Source organism: Stappia sp. (assembly GCF_040110915.1).
Lineage (GTDB): Bacteria > Pseudomonadota > Alphaproteobacteria > Rhizobiales > Stappiaceae > Stappia.
Genome location: NZ_CP157793.1, coordinates 941,328 through 958,880, shown reverse-complemented (window position 1 = coordinate 958,880; position 17,553 = coordinate 941,328). Strand labels below are relative to the sequence as shown.

At 67.8% G+C, this 17,553-nt stretch carries 17 protein-coding genes; 2 read left to right on the top strand and 15 right to left on the bottom strand.

Translation table 11 applies throughout. The annotated features are described in order from the left end of the window. Positions 1 to 52: 52 nt before the first annotated feature. Positions 53 to 859, bottom strand: coding sequence for a hypothetical protein (locus tag ABL312_RS04265; RefSeq protein ID WP_349360134.1), 807 nt, complete (start codon positions 857 to 859; stop codon positions 53 to 55). Positions 860 to 1,223: 364 nt separating this feature from the next. Next, positions 1,224 to 2,198 (bottom strand): hypothetical protein, encoded by a 975-nt coding sequence (locus tag ABL312_RS04260; RefSeq protein WP_349360133.1) that lies wholly within the window; start codon positions 2,196 to 2,198, stop codon positions 1,224 to 1,226. Between ABL312_RS04260 and ABL312_RS04255 the strand changes: the two genes are divergently transcribed. Beyond that, positions 2,191 to 2,676, top strand: coding sequence for a hypothetical protein (locus tag ABL312_RS04255; protein WP_349360132.1), 486 nt, complete (start codon positions 2,191 to 2,193; stop codon positions 2,674 to 2,676). The two genes, ABL312_RS04260 and ABL312_RS04255, sit on opposite strands and share 8 nt — an antisense overlap. A gap of 81 nt (positions 2,677 to 2,757) precedes the next feature. Here the strand turns inward: ABL312_RS04255 and ABL312_RS04250 are convergent, their stop codons facing one another. The 7 genes from ABL312_RS04250 to ABL312_RS04220 all read right to left on the bottom strand — a co-directional run bounded on the left by ABL312_RS04250 (position 2,758) and on the right by ABL312_RS04220 (position 10,453). Next, complete coding sequence (locus tag ABL312_RS04250) at positions 2,758 to 4,464, bottom strand: ABC transporter substrate-binding protein (protein ID WP_349360131.1); 1,707 nt, start codon at positions 4,462 to 4,464, stop codon at positions 2,758 to 2,760. A gap of 288 nt (positions 4,465 to 4,752) precedes the next feature. Further along, positions 4,753 to 5,745: an SGNH/GDSL hydrolase family protein gene (locus ABL312_RS04245; RefSeq protein ID WP_349360130.1), complete on the bottom strand. Its 993-nt coding sequence runs from the start codon at positions 5,743 to 5,745 to the stop codon at positions 4,753 to 4,755. 79 nt (positions 5,746 to 5,824) lie between these two features. Beyond that, positions 5,825 to 6,535, bottom strand: a complete 711-nt coding sequence (locus ABL312_RS04240) for an ABC transporter ATP-binding protein (protein ID WP_349360129.1) — start codon at positions 6,533 to 6,535, stop codon at positions 5,825 to 5,827. Next, positions 6,532 to 7,287 carry an ABC transporter ATP-binding protein gene (locus ABL312_RS04235; protein ID WP_349360128.1) on the bottom strand — a complete coding sequence of 252 codons (756 nt, stop codon included), beginning with the start codon at positions 7,285 to 7,287 and terminating at the stop codon, positions 6,532 to 6,534. Before ABL312_RS04235 ends, ABL312_RS04240 begins: the two co-directional genes overlap by 4 nt. Continuing rightward, positions 7,284 to 8,264 (bottom strand): branched-chain amino acid ABC transporter permease, encoded by a 981-nt coding sequence (locus tag ABL312_RS04230; RefSeq protein ID WP_349360127.1) that lies wholly within the window; start codon positions 8,262 to 8,264, stop codon positions 7,284 to 7,286. Before ABL312_RS04230 ends, ABL312_RS04235 begins: the two co-directional genes overlap by 4 nt. Positions 8,265 to 8,269: 5 nt before the next feature. Further along, complete coding sequence (locus tag ABL312_RS04225; protein WP_349360126.1) at positions 8,270 to 9,193, bottom strand: branched-chain amino acid ABC transporter permease; 924 nt, start codon at positions 9,191 to 9,193, stop codon at positions 8,270 to 8,272. 93 nt (positions 9,194 to 9,286) lie between these two features. Continuing rightward, positions 9,287 to 10,453, bottom strand: a complete 1,167-nt coding sequence (locus tag ABL312_RS04220) for an ABC transporter substrate-binding protein (RefSeq protein ID WP_349360125.1) — start codon at positions 10,451 to 10,453, stop codon at positions 9,287 to 9,289. Between the two features lie 460 nt (positions 10,454 to 10,913). Between ABL312_RS04220 and ABL312_RS04215 the strand changes: the two genes are divergently transcribed. Beyond that, positions 10,914 to 11,387, top strand: a complete 474-nt coding sequence (locus ABL312_RS04215) for a hypothetical protein (protein WP_349360124.1) — start codon at positions 10,914 to 10,916, stop codon at positions 11,385 to 11,387. Here the strand turns inward: ABL312_RS04215 and ABL312_RS04210 are convergent. The 6 genes from ABL312_RS04210 to ABL312_RS04185 all read right to left on the bottom strand — a co-directional run bounded on the left by ABL312_RS04210 (position 11,364) and on the right by ABL312_RS04185 (position 17,504). Continuing rightward, positions 11,364 to 12,080 (bottom strand): DUF1194 domain-containing protein, encoded by a 717-nt coding sequence (locus ABL312_RS04210; RefSeq protein WP_349360123.1) that lies wholly within the window; start codon positions 12,078 to 12,080, stop codon positions 11,364 to 11,366. The two genes, ABL312_RS04215 and ABL312_RS04210, sit on opposite strands and share 24 nt — an antisense overlap. A gap of 144 nt (positions 12,081 to 12,224) precedes the next feature. Beyond that, a complete protein-coding gene (locus ABL312_RS04205) occupies positions 12,225 to 13,517 on the bottom strand; it encodes a DUF418 domain-containing protein (RefSeq protein WP_349360122.1) in 1,293 nt (430 codons plus the stop codon). A 223-nt stretch (positions 13,518 to 13,740) separates the two neighbouring features. Beyond that, entirely contained in the window at positions 13,741 to 14,508 is a 768-nt protein-coding gene (locus ABL312_RS04200; protein ID WP_349360121.1) for a 3-hydroxyacyl-CoA dehydrogenase, read from the bottom strand. A gap of 96 nt (positions 14,509 to 14,604) precedes the next feature. Beyond that, positions 14,605 to 16,089 carry an adenylate/guanylate cyclase domain-containing protein gene (locus ABL312_RS04195; protein WP_349360120.1) on the bottom strand — a complete coding sequence of 495 codons (1,485 nt, stop codon included), beginning with the start codon at positions 16,087 to 16,089 and terminating at the stop codon, positions 14,605 to 14,607. A gap of 111 nt (positions 16,090 to 16,200) precedes the next feature. Next, positions 16,201 to 17,031, bottom strand: coding sequence for an MBL fold metallo-hydrolase (locus ABL312_RS04190; RefSeq protein ID WP_349360119.1), 831 nt, complete (start codon positions 17,029 to 17,031; stop codon positions 16,201 to 16,203). 14 nt (positions 17,032 to 17,045) lie between these two features. After that, the gene (locus ABL312_RS04185; RefSeq protein WP_349360118.1) at positions 17,046 to 17,504 is read right to left on the bottom strand and encodes a cyclic nucleotide-binding domain-containing protein; all 459 of its coding nucleotides are present in this window, start codon (positions 17,502 to 17,504) and stop codon (positions 17,046 to 17,048) included. Positions 17,505 to 17,553: the final 49 nt, after the last annotated feature.

The following is a 17,553-nucleotide window of genomic DNA, read 5'->3' as shown; positions in this document are numbered from 1 at the left end:
GCGCGGCCGCACGGTACCCGCCCCCTTCACCTGCGCAGGAACAGCGTCCGCCTCACCGGCCGTCGATCTCATCGCTCCCCGGCAGGCGATCGGACGGCGGCACGAGACGCGCTCGCACCGGACGGTAAAGCTCTTCCAGCACGACCGGCAAGAGCCGGCAGGCGTCGGACCGATAGGGCAACACCCGGACCGCCTCGGCGACGGGCATGTCGGCGAACGTCCGGTCGATGCGTGCGATCCGCGCACGGTCCCGCGCGTCCCGCACCTCCGGCAGCGGCTCGAACCCCGCCGGGTCGCCCACGCCCAGGGCTTCGGCCAGCCGGACGAGATAGATCCCCCGGTCGCCGGCGGCCTTCAGATCGCCGAGATGCGGCTCGAGACGCAGCAGATCGGCCAGCGCGCCCGGGTCGTGATGGCAGGTGGCCAGTACTTCCAGCGTCGACACGGCTGAAGACAGAACCCGAGTGTCCAGTTCCACGGGTCGGATCGCGTCGTGGCGGCCGGTCTCGATGAAGAACTGAACCTCACGGGCGGTGACCGCAAATCCCACATCGTCGCTCATGCGGCGCGCCTCGCCGACCAGCGGCCCGATCAGCGCGAGCGCCCGGCAGCGCGGGTAAGCCTGCGAGAGGAACGGGTAGATCTCACCTTGGAAGAGCTCGGCCACGTCCGCTTCCGCGAAGGCGACGCGCAGGTCCGCATGGGCGCGCGCGACGGCGGCCGTTTCCATGGCGCGGACCTCGTCGCAGCGCCCCTGGCGGATTGCCTCTTCCACTGCGCGCGCCTGCCCGTCGCGCATCAAGGCCGAGAGCGGGCGGTCCAGATACGGGGACCAGGGGCTGGCCGGCGACATCCACATTCGGGCGCGACTGCTCGCCGGCGCGTAGTAGATGCGAAGATGAACCGCATATGTTCGAACGGCCTGAAGGAAATCCCCGGACTGAAATGGGTCCGCCTTCGCCGCATGACCGAGCATAAGACAAAGACCCAATACGGCGAGAAATCTGCAGGAACTAGCCATTCGACGGGATCTCCATCCGCATCGGTTCGACACCCCATTGTCTTTTCACCCGAAGCGCGAAACCGAAGCGCCCCCGTCGCGCCTCAAGATCCGGTTTCCGATGACCCATGGCGACGCAGACTGGAACCGGGCGACATCGGCAAGGCCTGCTGGATCGACGGCGCGACCACCAAAGATCGCTGCATCTCGTCTCCGCCCCGGATCACCGTGCCGCCTTGCCGGCCGGCGGCACGAGGCGCGTGCGTTCCGGCCGGTAGAGCTCCTCCAGCACGACCGGCAGCAGCCGGCAGGCCTCGGCTTGATAGGGTAACACCCGGACCGCCTCGGCGACGGGCATGTCGGCAAACGTCCGGTCGATGCGCGCGATCCGCGCGCGGTCCTGCGCGTCCCACACCTCTGGCAGCGGCTCGAAGGCGGCCGGGTCGCCCACGCCCAGGGCTTCGGCCAGCCGGACGAGATAGATCCCCCGGTCGCCGGCGGCCTTCAGATCGCCGAGATGCGGCTCGAGACGCAGCAGGTCGGCCAGAGCGCCCGGGTCGTGATGGCAGGTGGCCAGCATTTCCAGCGTCGACACGGCTGAAGACAACACCTGATTGTCCAGTTCAACGGGCCCGGTCGCGTCGTGGCGGCCGCTCCTGATGAAGTATTGCACCGAATGGGCGTCGTATATGTCGCCCTTTTCCTCACTGAACCGGCGCGCCTCGGCAACAAGCGGTTCGATAATCGCGAGCGCCCGACAGCGGGCATAGGCATGGGAAAACGACGGATAGATCGTCTTTCGAAACAAGGGGCCAATATCCGGCTCTGCTAGGGCCGGTTCCAACTCCGGGTACCGCCGCACGAAGGCCGCCAGTTCCGTGGCGGCGACCGCGTCGCAGGCCCCCTTCGCCGCATCGCGCATCAGGCGCCGACGCGCATCCAGGCTCAGGGTTTCGGTCATCTGTTCGCTCAGAAACGGACGCCAGGGACTTCCTGGCATGAGCCAGTCGATCCCGGCTTCGTCGGCGATCACACCCGCGCTTGTCATCAGAAGACGGTACTCGCGCACATCGCGCAAGAATCCATCGCCATCGAACGGCTGGGCCCTGATGGATGGAGACAGGGACACAATGCAGGCGACCAGCACGACAATCTGCACCCACCCCCGTTGCGGCACCCGGAACCCCTTCATGATCAAATGTTCTTCCGCATCGGCAAGAGAGTTACCCGCGACCGTGAAGGCCGAGCGTATTCTTGATCGGCACATACATGTTAGCGACGAAATCAGGGGCAACTCAATGACTGATTGCAAAAGGGCGTCGACAGTCAATCACGCGACGAAGGCGCATGTCGCCGCGCCGGAGCAATGCATGTCGCTCACGCCGTATGACGTCGTTTTGCGCGAGAAGTGCCGCACGCTCGAGAGCCAAATGGGACGGCTGCGAACCGAGATCGCGCAGCTTGACGCCGAACGCGAGCGGACCGACCAAGAGTGGCACGAGGTCACGAGGCAGCGCCATGATGGCAAGAATGATGACCGGATCGACTTCCTCAAGTCGGAGCAATTTCGCCTGAAAGGGCTTGTTGATCAACTCAAGGCGCGCATCCGTCGCGCCAACGAGCATCTTGAGGAACTTGAGAACGACTGGAAAATCAGCCGCTGCGACCTTCTGTGAGCCGCGCCGCCCGGAAGGCGGCCTGGCGGCTCCGGACCGGGATCGGCGACCCCGGTCCGGCGCGTTGGAAGCGCGCCCGTGTCAGCTTTCGACCCAGGTCGCATTGAGCACGTGGAACTTGGAGGGATGCGCCGGGAAGCCGTGCACCTTGTCCGAGGTCATCGTGTAGATCGGCCGCCACAGCGGCTGCACGATGACGCCGCTGTCCTGCAGCAACCGCTCGACCGTCTCCATCTTCTCCCGCCGTTCATCGGGGTCGAAGACCGCCTCTGCCGCGTCGAGCGCGGCGTCGAACTCCGGATTGGAAAACCGGCTTTCGTTCCACGGCACGCCCGCGCGATAGGCCTGCGACAGCACCATGGTGCCGAGCGGGCGATGCGCCCAGGAGGTCGCGCCGAAGGGCGTTTCGGTCCAGATCTCCCAGTATTTGGTCGCCGGCATGAGGTTCACCGTCAGCCGGATGCCGGCATCCGCCATCTGGTCGCGCATCGCCTCGCAGACCGTCTGCTGCCAAACCCCGTCGGTGTTGCCGACGTCGATGGTCAGCTCGATGCCGTCGGGATAGCCGGCTTGCGCGAGCAGCGCCTTTGCCTGCTCCACGTCGCGCGCGATGGGCGGCAGCTCGAAATACTCCGGATGCACCGGCGAAACGTGGTGGTTCTCGCCGGCTTGCGCGTCTCCCGCGAAGGCGAAAGCCGCGACCGCCGCATTGTCCACCGACAATTGCACCGCCTTGCGCACCCGGACATCGTCGAAGGGCGCGGTGTCCATCCGCATCCGGCAGACGAGGCAATAGGCGGTCTCCACGGGCAGGATCTTGCCCGAAATGCTCTCCGCCAGCGGCTTCTGCTCCGGGCCGAACTCGAAGATGGCATCCACGTCGCCGCCGGCCAGCGCCAGCAGCTGGTTGTCGACGCTGAAGTCGTAATAGTGGATCTCGTCGAGCATCACCTCGCCGCCCCAGTAGACGAAGGACTCGCCGTCGGTGCGGGTCGTCATCCGCTCCAGGATGCAGCGCTCACCGACCACCAGCTCCTTGAGCCGGTAGGCGCCGGTGCCGATGGGGTTGTCCGACCACGGCGCAGTGAACGACGGATGCACGATGGGGCAGGAGAAATTGCTGAAATCCTCCGGCACCGACAGCACGGGCTTGGCAAGCTTCAGGCGCAGGGTCAGCGGATCGACCACCTCGATGGCGCCCTCGATCGGCCGGCGCACCGGCGTGCCGTCGGCTTCCGTCTCGCCGCTTTCCTCCACCAGCGCGCTGAAGGTCGACAGGCCGATGTTGGCGGAGCCGAGCGTGCCGTCGAGCCAGCGCCGCACGTTCCAGGCGACATGCTCGGCGGTGAAGGCGTCGCCATTGTGCCAGGTGATCCCCTCGCGGAAGGTAATGACCCACGTCTTGAGATCGTCCGACGGCGTCCACCCGGAGGCGAGCATCGGCCGGGTGATATTGTCCGCGCCCGTCAGCGCGACATAGTCGAGGATGTGGCGGGCCTGATTGGCCATCTCTCCCCAGGAAAACAGCGCCGGGTCGTCCATCTTCTGGACGCCCATGCCGATGCGCAGGGTGCCGCCGCGCGTCGCGTCGGCGTCCAGCGGGGGAAAGGGCGAATCGGTAAGGTCGCTCGCGCGCGCCGGCGCCGGCAATCCGGCCAGCGCATAGGCGCTCGTGGCACCGAGGCCGAACAGCGTGGCCAGCCGCAGGAACTGGCGGCGGTCGAGCCGACCGTCCTCCATCTGGCGCCGTGCGCGACGCACGAGCGTGTGATTTGGCCGAGAAGTCATGGCATGTCGCCCTTTGCGGCTGAATGCGGATCATCGTCGGGCGCCCCGAGGGGATGACGCCCGTGCCGTGTTCGCTTGCGATGATCGATAAGTGGTGACGCCCCCGTTTCCGCCCCAATCGAAACGAGAGGATGTGACCATTCCGTGACTTTTTCCGTCGCGGGAAGGAAAGGATGCCTCGGGTTTTCAATACCATGCCCGTCCGTCACACGCGCAGGCTGCAAAGCCGGATCGCAGGGCGCGGTCGATGCGACGTGGGAGGCCCCTCAGGTGCCGGTCAGATGCCGATCAGGCGCCGGCGCGCGCCGCGGCAATCGCCTCCAGCCTGGTCCGGAATTTCGCGGCCACGACCTCATATCCCTTTCTGGTCAGGTGAACCTCGTCCTGCCACCAGTCCGGGCCGGTGCCGATGTCCCGTCTGAGATCAAGAAAATGAAACCTGCCACCGAATTTCGGCTGGGCCGCGAGCGCCGCGATCCGCTCATTGAAGCGGTCGAGCATCTGACGGACCACGCTTTTCCAGATCGTCCGATCATGAATGTTGCGTTCGCGACTCAACGGACCGCCGATCAGGAAGCCGCCCTCGTCGGCCGGGCGCCCTTCCGCATAGCCATAGCCGTGGGTGATCACGTCGCAGCCCAGATCGACGAGGCGGGTTGCCCAGCGCTCCGTGTAATAGACGATCTTGTTGAGTTCGTACTGAAATTCTTCGTTCACATAGGCGTCGGTCGGCCGGTCCGGGGACCAGGGATGAACGAAGGTTTCGATCTGGCCGAGAACGTTGTTGCCGCCGACGCTCAGAAGAACGACGTCCGGGTTTTCCTCCGCGACCGTGGTGAACAACTCGTCCTGTCGCAGCACGCTCTCCCAGGCATCGCCGGCCTTGGCCAATGACAGGATCGCATAGTCGTCCCACAGTTCCCGCAGGATATCGGTTGCGTAGCCGATGGGCGGCAGTTCGAACCAGGAATCCCCTTCCGCGACGCATTTCAGGCCGGAATAGCCCTGCGCAAGGTGCCGCCGGTACCTGTCGCGCTTTCGCCGGCGATAGAAATCGAGGAGGGAAAACAGGCGGAGAATGTCCGCATCGTCCGCCCGGCGCCCGGTGAAGGCCGTCGGCTCGATCACGAAGCCGCCGCGGCCGTCGCGGGCGAAGCGCAATCCCTTGAAGTCGAACGTGTCGCCGGAGGGATCTCCGCCGTTCCGGCTGCGCCTTGCGCCTGCCAGTTTCGCGGCGTCGATCTCGTCGATGAGACGTTCGAAGTCCGTCGTCAGATCCATCGCGGTCCCCCCGCGTTACACACGCACGCAGGGGAGAATGGCGGAGGCGCTCCACCATTTCAACTGGCATCGCCTGAGATCAAACGCTCAGGTAGCGATCGCGGATCGTCGGGTCGCCGGCAAGCTCCGCCGATGAGCCGGTCCAGGCCACCTGCCCTTTCTCCACGATGACATGGGCATCGGCGAGTTTTTCCAGCGCGTCGACGTTCTTGTCGACGACGAGGATCGACTGCCCCTCTCCCTTCAGGCGCTCCAGACAGGCCCAGATTTCCGCGCGCACCAGAGGGGCGAGCCCCTCGGTCGCTTCGTCGAGGATCAGGAGCTTCGGGTTGGTCATCAGCGCCCGGCCGATGGCCAGCATCTGCTGCTCGCCGCCGGACAGCTCGTTGCCCATGTTGGTGCGCCGTTCGCGCAGGCGCGGAAAGAAGTCGTAGACGCGCGCCAGCGACCAGCCCGGATCGGCGGCGAAGCGGTTGGCGCTGGTGGCGATCAGGTTCTCCTCGACACTCAGGGTGGGGAACACCTGCCGTCCCTCCGGAACCAGACCGATGCCGGCCTGCGCGATGCGATAGGAGGGCGCGCCGGTCATCTCGACGCCGTCGAAGACCACGCGGCCCGCGCCCGGCGCGATCATGCCGAGCACGGTGCGAATGGTGGTCGTCTTGCCCATGCCGTTGCGGCCCATGAGCGTCACGACCCGGCCGGTCTCGACTTCAAAGCTCATGCCGAACAGCACCTGCGCCGCGCCGTAGGAGGCTTCCAGCCCCTCGACCTGGAGAAGCATGCTCATGCCACGGCCTCCTCGCCGAGATAGGCCTCGCGCACGCGCGGGTCGTCGCGGATGGCGTCCGGAGCGCCGGTGGCGACGATCTCGCCGTAGACCAGCACGGAAATCCGGTCGGCGAGCGCGAAGACCGCGCTCATGTCGTGTTCCACCAGCAGCATCGCGTAGCGGCCCTTGAGCGCCCGCAGCACCTCGACCAGCCGGTCGGTCTCCTCGCGCCCCGTGCCGGCCATCGGCTCGTCGAGCAACAGGAGCTTCGGCTCGCAGGCGAGCGCGATGGCCAGTTCCAGCGCGCGCTTTTCCCCGTGCGACAGCGTGCCTGCGGGCACGTCGGCGCGCTCGGCAAGGCCCAGTTCGGCAAGACAGGCGTCCGCGCGGGCGTTGAGATCGCCGTCGCGCGCCACCGGCCTCACGAAGCGGAAGGAATGGCCATCGCGCGCCTGCAGGGCGAGCGCCACGTTTTCCCGCGCGGTGAAGGCGGGCAGGATCTCGGTGATCTGGAAGGAGCGGGCCAGCCCGGCCCGGGCGCGCGCATGCATCGGCAGGGCCGTCACGTCGCGCCCGTCGAAGCGCACCGTGCCGCTGTCGGGGCGCAGAGATCCGGAGATCTGGCCGATCAGCGTCGTCTTGCCGGCCCCGTTCGGGCCGATCACCGCGTGGATTTCGCCCGGACGCACGTCGAGCGTCACGTGATTGGTGACCTTGAGCGCGCCATAGGCCTTGCACAGGTCGTCGAGGGCGAGGATCGGCTCGCTCATTGCTTGCGCCCTCCCGGGATCAGCGCGATCAGACCGCCGCGCCCGAACAGCACCACCAGCACCAGGAACGGCCCGAAGAGCAGCCGCCAGTGCTGGGTGATGTGCGACAGCACCTCCTCCAGGATCAGGAAGCTCGCCGCCCCGACGATGGCGCCGGCCAGCGACCCGAGCCCGCCGAGCACCACCATGACGATGAGCTCGCCCGAGCGGTGCCAGGACATATAGGCGGGGGAGACGAATTCCGCGGCGTTGGCGAGCAGCGCACCGGAAAGCCCCGCCATCATGCCGGCGATGACATAGGCGACGAGGCGGTAGGGATAGGGATCGAGGCCGACGGCGCGCAAGCGCATCTCGCTCTGCTTGGCGCCCTGCAGCACGCGGCCGAAGCGCGAGGCGACGATCATCCGCGCAAGCGCGTAGCAAAGCAGCAGGCAGCCGAGCACCACATAGTAGAAGGTCGTGCGGTCGGTGAGCGCCGTGGAGCCCAGGATCTCGGTCCGGCCCCACATGGTGAGCCCGTCGTCGCCGCCATAGGCGGAAAGCGAGGTCGCCGTGTAATAGGCCATCTGTCCGAAGGCGAGCGTGATCATGATGAAATAGACGCCGCGCGTCTTCAGGCTGATCGCCCCGGTGACGAGGGCGAACAGCCCGGTCACGGCGAGCGTCACCGGCAGGGAGACGGTCACGTCCCACACGCCGTGCTCGGCGAGGATCGCGACCGAATAGGCGCCGAGCCCGATGTAGGCGGCGTGGCCGAAGCTCACCATCGCGCCATAGCCGAGGATCAGCGACAGGCTGACGGCGGCGATGGCGAAGACCATCACGCGGATGGTGAAGAAGACGATGAAGGTGTCGTCCATCGCCGCCGCGACGACCGGCAGCGCGGCGAAGAGCGCGAAGAGCACGCTCGCGAGCAGCGCCTCGCGCGACCATCGGCGGGCACGGGGGCGGGTCCGGGGGAAGGATGCGTCGGTCATGGCCCTCACCCGCCGCGTGCCGGAAACAGCCCCGTGGGGCGGAAGAAGAGCACGGCGGCCATCAGCACGTAGATCAGCATGGAGGCGATCGCCGGGCCGACATCATTGGCCGCCGACGGCGAGAGCGCGAGCTTGGCGATGTCGGTGGCGAAGCCGCGTCCGAGCGTGTCGACCAGCCCGACGATCAGCGCCGCCAGGAAGGCACCGCGAATGGACCCAATGCCGCCGATGACGATGACCACGAAGGCGAGGATCAGCAGGTTGTCGCCCATGCCCGGCTCGACCACGAGGATCGGCGCGGCGAGGATGCCGGCGAAGCCCGCGAGCATCGCCCCGAAGCCGAAGACCAGCATGAACAGGCGGCGGATGTTGACGCCGAGGGCCGCCACCATCGGCGCGTTGGTCGCCCCGGCGCGCACCAGCATGCCGGCCCGCGTCTTGGCGACCAGAATATAGAGCAATCCGGCGACCGCGAGCCCGGCCACGATCAGGGCGATGCGGTAGACGGGATAGAGCAGCCCGTCCATCAGCACGATGGAGCCCGACAGCAGCTCCGGCATCGGCAGGGTGAGCGGGGCCGCGCCCCAGATCACCTTCACCGCCTCGTTCAGGAACAGGATGATGCCGAAGGTCGCCAGCACCTGATCGAGATGATCGCGGTCGTAGAGGTGACGGAAGATCAGCATCTCCAGCGCCAGACCGACGAGGAGCGCGCCGACGAGCGCGATCACCAGCGCGCCCCAGAAGGTGCCGGTCACCGCATAGGCCGCGACCGCGAGATAGGCGCCGAGCATGTACTGCACGCCATGCGCCAAATTGATGAAATCCATCACGCCGAAGACCAGCGTCAGGCCGGCGGCGATCAGAAACAGGAGGATGCCGAGTTGCAACCCGTTGAGGGTCTGCACGGCAAACAGGGTGACGCTCAACGGGCCGGCCTCGTCGGTTGCGTGAAGATGCGGGTTGGAAGGACGTGGGAACGCACGCCGGCCCGGACGCGAGGCCCGGGCCGGACAGGCGGATCAGTTCATCCGGCACTCGTCGACATAGGCGTCGATCTTGTCCTCGAACACCTTCGCGACCGTGTTGGTGACAAAGGTGCCGTCCTCGCGCTTCACCGCTTCCACGACATAGACGTCCTGGATGGGGAAGTTGTTGGTGTTGAAGGAGAAGTCGCCGCGCACGCTGTCGAAGGGCGCTTCCTTGAAGGCCGCGAGCAGCGCGTCCTTGTCGTCCTTGCCACCGGCTTTCTTCAGGGCCGCGTCGATCAGGCGGGCCGCGTCATACCCCTGTGCCGCATAGACCGCCGGCGCATAGCCGTATTCGGCCTCGAAGGCCTCGACGAAGGCCTTGTTGGCGGCGTTGTCGAGATCGGGCGCCCACTGCGCGCCCGACACGAGGCCAAGGGCCGCGTCCTGGGTCGCGGGCAGCGTCGTCTCATCCACGGTGAAGGCGGAGAGGAAGGGCGTGCTGTCGGCGAGGCCCGCCTGACGGTACTGCTTCACCAGGTTCACGCCCATGCCGCCCGGCATGAAGGCGAAGACCGCATCGGGCTTTTCCGCCGCGATCCGCGTCAGTTCGGAGGAAAAGTCGAGCTGGCCGAGCTTGGTGTAGACCTCGTCGACGATCTCGCCCTTGAAGTGCCGCTTGAAGCCGGCGAGCGAATCCTTACCGGCCTGATAGTTCGGGGCCATGATGAAGACGCGCTGATAGCCCTGGTCCTGGGCGTATTTGCCCATCGCCTCGTGGTTCTGGTCGTTCTGATAGGAGGTGGTGAAGAAATAGGGCGAACAGGCCCGGCCCGCGATCGGCGACGGCCCGGCGTTGCCGCCGATGAAGATCGTCTCGCTCTCGATCACCGGCTTGTAGACCGCCATCATGACGTTGGAGAAGACGACGCCGGCCATCATGTCGACCTGATCGCGCTCCAGCAGGCCGCGCACCTTGGTCAGCGCCGCATCGGGCTTGAGTTCGTCGTCGACCACGATCACCTCGGTGTCGAGGCCGCCGAGCTTGCCGCCCGCCTGCTTGACGCCGAGCAGGAAGCCGTCGCGCATGTGCTGACCCAACACGGCCGGCGGTCCGGACAGGGTCGCGAGGAAGCCGATCTTGAGGCTTTCGGCCTGCGCGGCCGCGCCCGACAAGCCAAGGGCGGCCGCGGCGACGGCCGCGGTAAGGATGCGTTTCATTGCTCTCTCCCCTCTCAAGAGCCCGCGTGCCGCCCACCGGCCCGGCGCGCCCCTTCGGATGGTCTGGTGTCATTGGTCGTCGCGACGCTGACGACGCCCCGCTCTTTGGCGGCTGGAATTATTTTAAGACTAAAATAATTCCCCTGTGAAGCCCCGCCATGCGTGGACAGCCGAGTTAAGCACGCGCAAAGGGAATTCCGAATAGTCTCTCCGGAGTTTTCAAGAGGCCGAGCGCGCGTCCGGAGAATGCGCGCGAAGCTGATCCCGCGCGGGCGATGCGCTAGACTGGATGCGCCAGACTGGCGGACACGCGACCACAGGGACATCGGCCAGCATGGCCGGAATGGCCACCGGCAACGAGGAGCGGGCGATGCAGCAGGGCATCTCAGGCGACACCCCCGGACCCGGCGAGCCCCGACCTGCGACGCGAGGGCGGGGCCGGACGGGAGGGCGCGGGCCCGTGCGGCTTGCGCTCGGCCTCGCCGTCGCACTCACGGTCGCATTCACAATCTCCAGCCTTTCAACCGACGCGCGGGCGGACTCCGGCCCCGACCCGGAGCTTTGCGCCCTTCAGGCGGCGGCCCATGCGGATCGCTCGGTCTCCGGCCATCCGACGGGCGAGGACGTGGCGGGCGCGGCGGTCGAGGGGGCCATTGTCGGCGCGCTGGCGGGACCGGGCTCGTCTCCCGGCGGCTGGAGCGTGCGCGGCGCGCGGCGCGGAGCCCGGCTCGGCGGCGGGCTCGCCGCCCTCGACCAGCTGGATCGCCCGGATCTGTCGGCCTGGCAACGCGCCTTCGACGCCGCTTATGCCGCGTGCCTCGCCGGCCAGCCGCTCCCCCTGTCCGACCAGGAACGCTGCCGCTCGAGCGGAACCGTCACCGGATCGGGGCACGGCGGTCTCTACGGCGCCTCATCGCGCCGCGATTGCCGCTGAGGCGCGCGGCGCCTCCCCGCCCTCGTCTCTTCCGGCGAAGGCGTTGCCGCGAATCTCCCGCAGCAGCTTGCGCTTCATGGCGTTCGCGTAGTCGTCGAAGCCGCTTGCCACCTCGAGAAAGGCGTCGGGACCCCGGATCACGTCCTCGCGGTAATAGGCGACCGGGTCCGGATCGGCGCCGGCGATCACCAGCCCGTTGACCGTGATGCGCGTGAAATCGAAGGCCCGATAGGCGCTGGCCGGCGGAAAGCCCTCGTTGTTCACGCCGTCGCCGGACACGTCGACCACCTGACGCGCGCAGGGGCGCGGCAGGCGGGAGAAGCGCGTGGCCGCATGGCCCAGCGCATAGCCGAGCGCGGTGGGAAATCGCGAATGGCTGCGCGGGGCCCCCGACAGGCGGTCGGCAAAGGCCAGGATCGCCGCGTCCGTCTCGAGCCAGGTCCAGCCGGCCACGGCGACCTGCTTGTCGCGCCCGCTCCACTCGAAGGCGGTGGCCATCATGCCGCCGTTGACCTGGATCGCCTCGATGACCTCGGGATCGCGAAAGGCGGTGCCGAGGCCGCGCATCTGGAAGCGGTACTCGCGCGCATCGACGCTGGAGGACACATCGAGCGCCAGGACGAGCGCAAGCTGGCAGGCCTGCGCGGGCGCAGCCCCCAACGCAACACCGGCGGCCAGAAGACCCGCCCCCATGGCGCGCGCGGCGGCGCACAGCCGATCACGTGTCCCGCCGCCTGTCCGATTGTCCCGTGGGTCGCGCCTTATCATTCCTTCCAGAGTAGAGCGCTGACGCCACGGCGCAAGCGTCCCCGTGCCGAGACCCGGCCCCGGCGGCGGTCACGCGGCCGGGCGCGTGTCGCCCGCGACACGGCGGATCAGGGCTTCCAGCGGGCCCTGACGCCCCGACCGCACCCAGGCCCAGGCGAGCAGGAGCTGCAGGGCGTTCAGCCCGAAGGCGATCTGCAACACCGTCACATGCTCGAACTCGCCGAAGAGACCGAGCCCCGGACCGTAGAACAGCAGCGCGCAGAGCACCGACTGGCTGACGTAGATCGTCAGCGCGACGCGTCCGGCCGCCTGCAGCGGCGCGAGCAGCCAGCGGGCCGCGCGTATCCGCGCCAGAAGGTGAAAGGCGCCCACCAGCCCCAGACACAGGCTCACCCGGCGCGGATTGTAGAAGTAGCCGATCGCCTCCCCCGGATCGTAGGGCGACCAGGCGACGAGCACGCTGGGGGCGTTGACGATCATCCCGAGCGTCCCGCCGACGCTCAGCCCGACGACCGCCATCGCCGCGTAAACGCGCCACGACCAGCGCCCGGACAGCCCGCCGAGGCGATAGAGCGCCATGCCGAGCACCATCATCGCGCCGACGTCGAGCAGATGATCGGCCACCAGCCGCCGCGTCTGTTCCTCGAAGGTCAGCGGCGCGATGGTCGCCAGCAGACCCGAATAGGACTGAAGCCGCTCGTCGATCTCCGCCATGGCCTGCAACTCCACGTCGGCGTAGAAGGCCTCCTCCTCGGAAACGGCGCCGTCTGCCGGTGCACCGCCGCCGCTCGCCTGTTCCGCGACCGCACCCTGCGCCGCTTCTTCTTCCCCAAGATCGAACGCCGGATCGGGGACGTCGCCCCCGGCGATCCCGACCGCGTCGAAAGGATCGCCCTCCAGCCCCCAGCCCAGTCCGTCCTTGAGCGTGGAGACCGACAAGAGAACGAGGGCCAGCACCAGAAGTCCGCGTGCCGAAACGGACCGCAGCAGAAAGAGGAACATCCCCACGACGCCATAGACGAAGAGAATGTCGTTGGGCCACAGCAGCAGATAGCCGTGTATGACGCCCAGCGCGATCAGACCGGCGAGGCGCCGGAAGTAGAGATCGGCGGCGGCGAGCCCGTCGGGTCTCAGCGCATATTTGTCGAGCAGCAGCAGGGCGCTTGCGCCGAACAGCAGGGAGAACAGGCCGCGCATGGTGCCGTCGACGAAACCGGCGACGAACAACCAGGTCGCCACATTGGCGCCGACCGCCGTGCCCCATTCCACCGGCAGCGAAAAGGCGACCGACGGCATGCCGAAGACGAAGATGTTGCGCCACAGGATCCCGAGCGCGGCGAAGCCGCGCAGCGCGTCGAGCACGGGCAAACGATCGGACGCACGCAGCGGCGCCCCCGCTCCGGCCGGGGCCGGACGACAACTTTGTTCCACGCGCGTCTTTTCCGAAATGTCCAAGAGGATGTGCTGTCGTTTCCCGTAAGCCCGCGCCGCGCGTCGCACAAGCAAAAAGAATGGCCCGGCGCACAGGACGCCGGGCCACATTTTCACAATTGCATCGAAGGCCCGGAGAGCCCCGGCTGCCGCCTCAGCGCGGCGCCATGCGGATCGCGCCGTCGAGACGGATGGTCTCGCCGTTCAGCATCGGGTTTTCGCAGATCGCGGCGACGAGATCGGCGTATTCGTCCGGCTTGCCGAGGCGGGAGGGGAACGGCACCTGCTGGCCGAGCGAGTCCTGCACCTCCTGCGGCAGGCCGAGCAGCATCGGCGTCTCGAAGAGGCCCGGCGCGATGGTCATCACGCGAATGCCGCTCTTCGACAGATCGCGGGCGATCGGCAGCGTCGCGGAGGCGACCCCGCCCTTGGACGCGGCATAGGCGACCTGGCCGACCTGCCCGTCGAAGGCGGCGATCGAGGCGGTCGAGACGATCACGCCGCGCTCGCCGTCGCCGGTGAGCGGCTCGAGCGCCGACATGGCGGTGGAGGAATGCGCGATGCAGCGGAAGGTGCCGACGAGATTGACGGCGATCACCTTCTCGAACAGGTCCATCGGATGCGGTTCGCCGCGCGACGTCGTCTTGGCGGCCGGGGCGATGCCGGCGCAATTGACCAGGATGCGCTCCACGCCGAAGCGCTCGCGCGCCGCGGCAAAGCCCTTCGCGACACTGTCGTCGCTGGTGACGTCGACGGCGACGAACGCCCCGCCGATCTCCTTCGCGACGGCCTCGCCGGCCTCCACGTTCATGTCGAACAGCGTGACCTTGACGCCCGCCTTCGCCAGCCGGCGGGCGGTCGCCGCACCGAGCCCCGACGCGCCGCCAGTCACGACCGCCGATACACCTTCCCCGAGCTTCATTGGAACTCCCCAAGTAGTTGTCCTTGCAACCGTTACCGACGCACGGTCGCGGCGCGACACACAGGTGGCAGGAAGCATGCCGGGGGTCAAGGCCGCTCAGGCGAGCACCACCAGGTCGACCGGCTGGCCCAGCCCCGAAACGGCGCAGGCATCGCGTATCTCGCGCGGCGCGCCGGCGAAGCCTTGCGCGCGGGCCGCCTCGAGGCTCGCGCGGTCGGTCAGCACCTGCGAGCCCTGCTGCTTGTTGGCCTCCTCCAGCTTGGCCGCGCGGTTGACCGCATCGCCGATCACCGTGAACTCCAGCCGGCTGGCGGCGCCGATCACCCCGACCGTCACCGGGCCGAAGGCGACCGCCGCGCCGATGCGCAACGCACGCGGCCAGCCGCAGGCCGCCACCGGCGCGGCGAGATCGGCGGCCGCCCGCGGCAACGCCTGCGCCGCGCGCAGCGCGTCGGCGGCCGCCGTGGCGCTCGCCTCCACCGCGCCGAAGGTGGCGAGAATGCCATCGCCCAGGAACTTGTCGACCCGCCCGCCGTGGCGCGCGATCACCGCCATCATGCCCTCCTGATAGCAAGCCAGCACCCGCATCACCGTTTCCGGCGGCAGGCCGGCCGCCGTGCCCGTGAAGCCGCGAATATCGATGAACAGGATCGCCGCCTCGCGGATCTCCCCGCGCCCGGCGGTGACCGCCTCGTCCGCTCCGGTGATCGAGGTCGCCACCTCGGGCGCGAAGAAGCGCTTGAGATCCTCGGCGGCCGCGTGGTCGCGCACCGCATGCACGAGCACGTCGCGGGCCCGGTAGAGCGCGGCCGACAACACCAGCGTGACGCCCAGGATGACGATGGTCTTGTCGAGTTCGGCGCCAATCAGGATCGCGTTTGACGTCAGATACTCGACGTAGTTTCGGGTGATGCGCATCTCGCCCATGTCGGCGGTCACGGCATAGCCGACCAGCGCCGCCCAGCCGAGCGCGCCGAGCAGGCCGGTGATCAGCACGAAGCGGGGATCGAAGCGCAGCGCGCGCAAGGCGATGAAGATGAACAGATACATCAGCGTCGGCGCCTTCAGATAGAAGGTCGGCGGCTGCGCGTATTGGATATGGAAGGAAAAGATCAGTCCGCACAGCAGCGCCACGTCGACGACGATCGAGACGATCAGATACCATTCGGGCAGTTCGACCCGATAGGCGAGCGCGACGCGCAGCAGCGTGAACAGCAGATAGGCAGCGAGCGCCAGCGGCACGAAGTTGAAGCCGTCGCCGCCCTCGGCCCTGGGCGCCAGCGAATAGAGACCCGCGAAAAAGCTGACCATGGCGAACTGCGCCCAGCCGATCAGCCGTTCGGCGCGCGCCTCGCGCTGGCGGATCTCGGCCCGCACGCGCGCCGGAATGCCGGTCTCGTCCGGTCCGCCGCGCAGGATATCGCGAAAGACCCGACGCAGCCCGCCGCCGCGCGCCGTATATGGACCCGCCGCCGGCGCGAGCGCCGACGCGCCCTGCACCGCTTCAGGCACGGTTTCGCGCACGGTTTCGCTTCCGTGTCCGGGGCCTGTGTCGTCCTGATTGCCGGCGTCCGGGATCATGCGGCGCTCCTTGCGCGGCGCGCGCCGCGCCGCTTCCGTCCCGGTCCGGATCTTGCCGGTTTCCGGCGTTCACCGGCAAGTCACCGTTGCGTCGGTCTCCGGTGATCGGGGCTACGGGGTCAGCACCATGCCTTCGCGCGCCACCAGAACGCCCGGATGACGCGCCGCCGCCGCCTCGCCGATGGCGTCGAGCTCGTCATCGCTGCGCCTGGGGTCGTGGTGGAACAGCACCGGCTGGCGCACCCCGGCCTCGAGCGCCAGTTCCACGCCCTTCTCCCAGGTCGAATGCCCCCAGCCGACGAAGCGCGGATACTCCGCGTCGGTGTACATCGCGTCGTAGATCATCACGTCGGCGTCCTGAACGAAGCGCCGGACCGCGCGGTCCACCTCCGGGTCGCCGTGTTCGTGGTCGGTGATGATGCAGATCGACTTTCCGCCGTGCTCCAGCCGGTAGCCGGTGGCGCCGCCGGGATGGTTCAGCGCCACGCTGCGCAGCGTAATCGGCCCGTCGCGCGCCACGGTGTCGCCGGCGCGGAAATTGCGGAACGACACGGCGCGCAGCTTGTTGGCGGCGACCGGAAAGATCGGCGGCGACATGATGCGGCAGATGATGTCGACGAGACCGGCGCGGTCGGGAAAATGGCCGGCCCAGGCCGTGATCTCGAAACGGTCGTCATAGGCGGGGGAAAAGAACGGCAGCCCGCAGATGTGATCCAGATGAGTGTGGGTGAAGAACAGGTCCAGCGCGCGCGGCGGCGCGGCATGCAGCGCGACGCCGAGATTGCGCGCGCCCGAGCCGCAATCGATCAGGATCGCGTCGTCGCCGGCGCGCACCTCGAAACAGGTGGTCTCGCCGCCATAGCGCAGCGTCGTCTGCCCCGGGGTGGGCGTCGAGCCGCGCACACCCCATAGCTTCATCGACAGGGAAGGAGAACTGCTCACACCGATACTTCGCCTCACGCCGCCGTGCCGGATGCCTTTTGCGCGGCCAGATCCTGGGTCGTGCGCTCCAGACGTTGCGCGAGCGTGCGCATGACTTCAAGCGACATATCGGGAAATTCCTTCAAGAGACGCAGGAAATCGTCCTTCGACACCGTCAGCACGTCCATTTCCGTGGCGGCGACCACCGTGGCGGTGCGCGGCACGTCGCACAGGATGGCGATCTCGCCGACGATCGCATATTGCTCGAGCCGTGCCACGGTCTTCTCGCCGTCGGACGTGCGCACGCGCACGTCGGCCTCGCCGTCCAGGATGATGAAGGCGGAATCCCCGTCCTCCCCCTGGCGGCACAATTCCTCTCCGGCGGCGAAATGCGTGCGGTCGGAGATGAAGGCCAGCAGCCTCAGTTTGGTGGCGTCGATCCCGCGAAACAGAGGTACCTTCCGCAGCGCATCGACTTCCGCTTCAAGGGTCACATGTCCTCCTTCGGCCCGCCGATGCCGCGCATGGCCGGCCTTGCTTTCC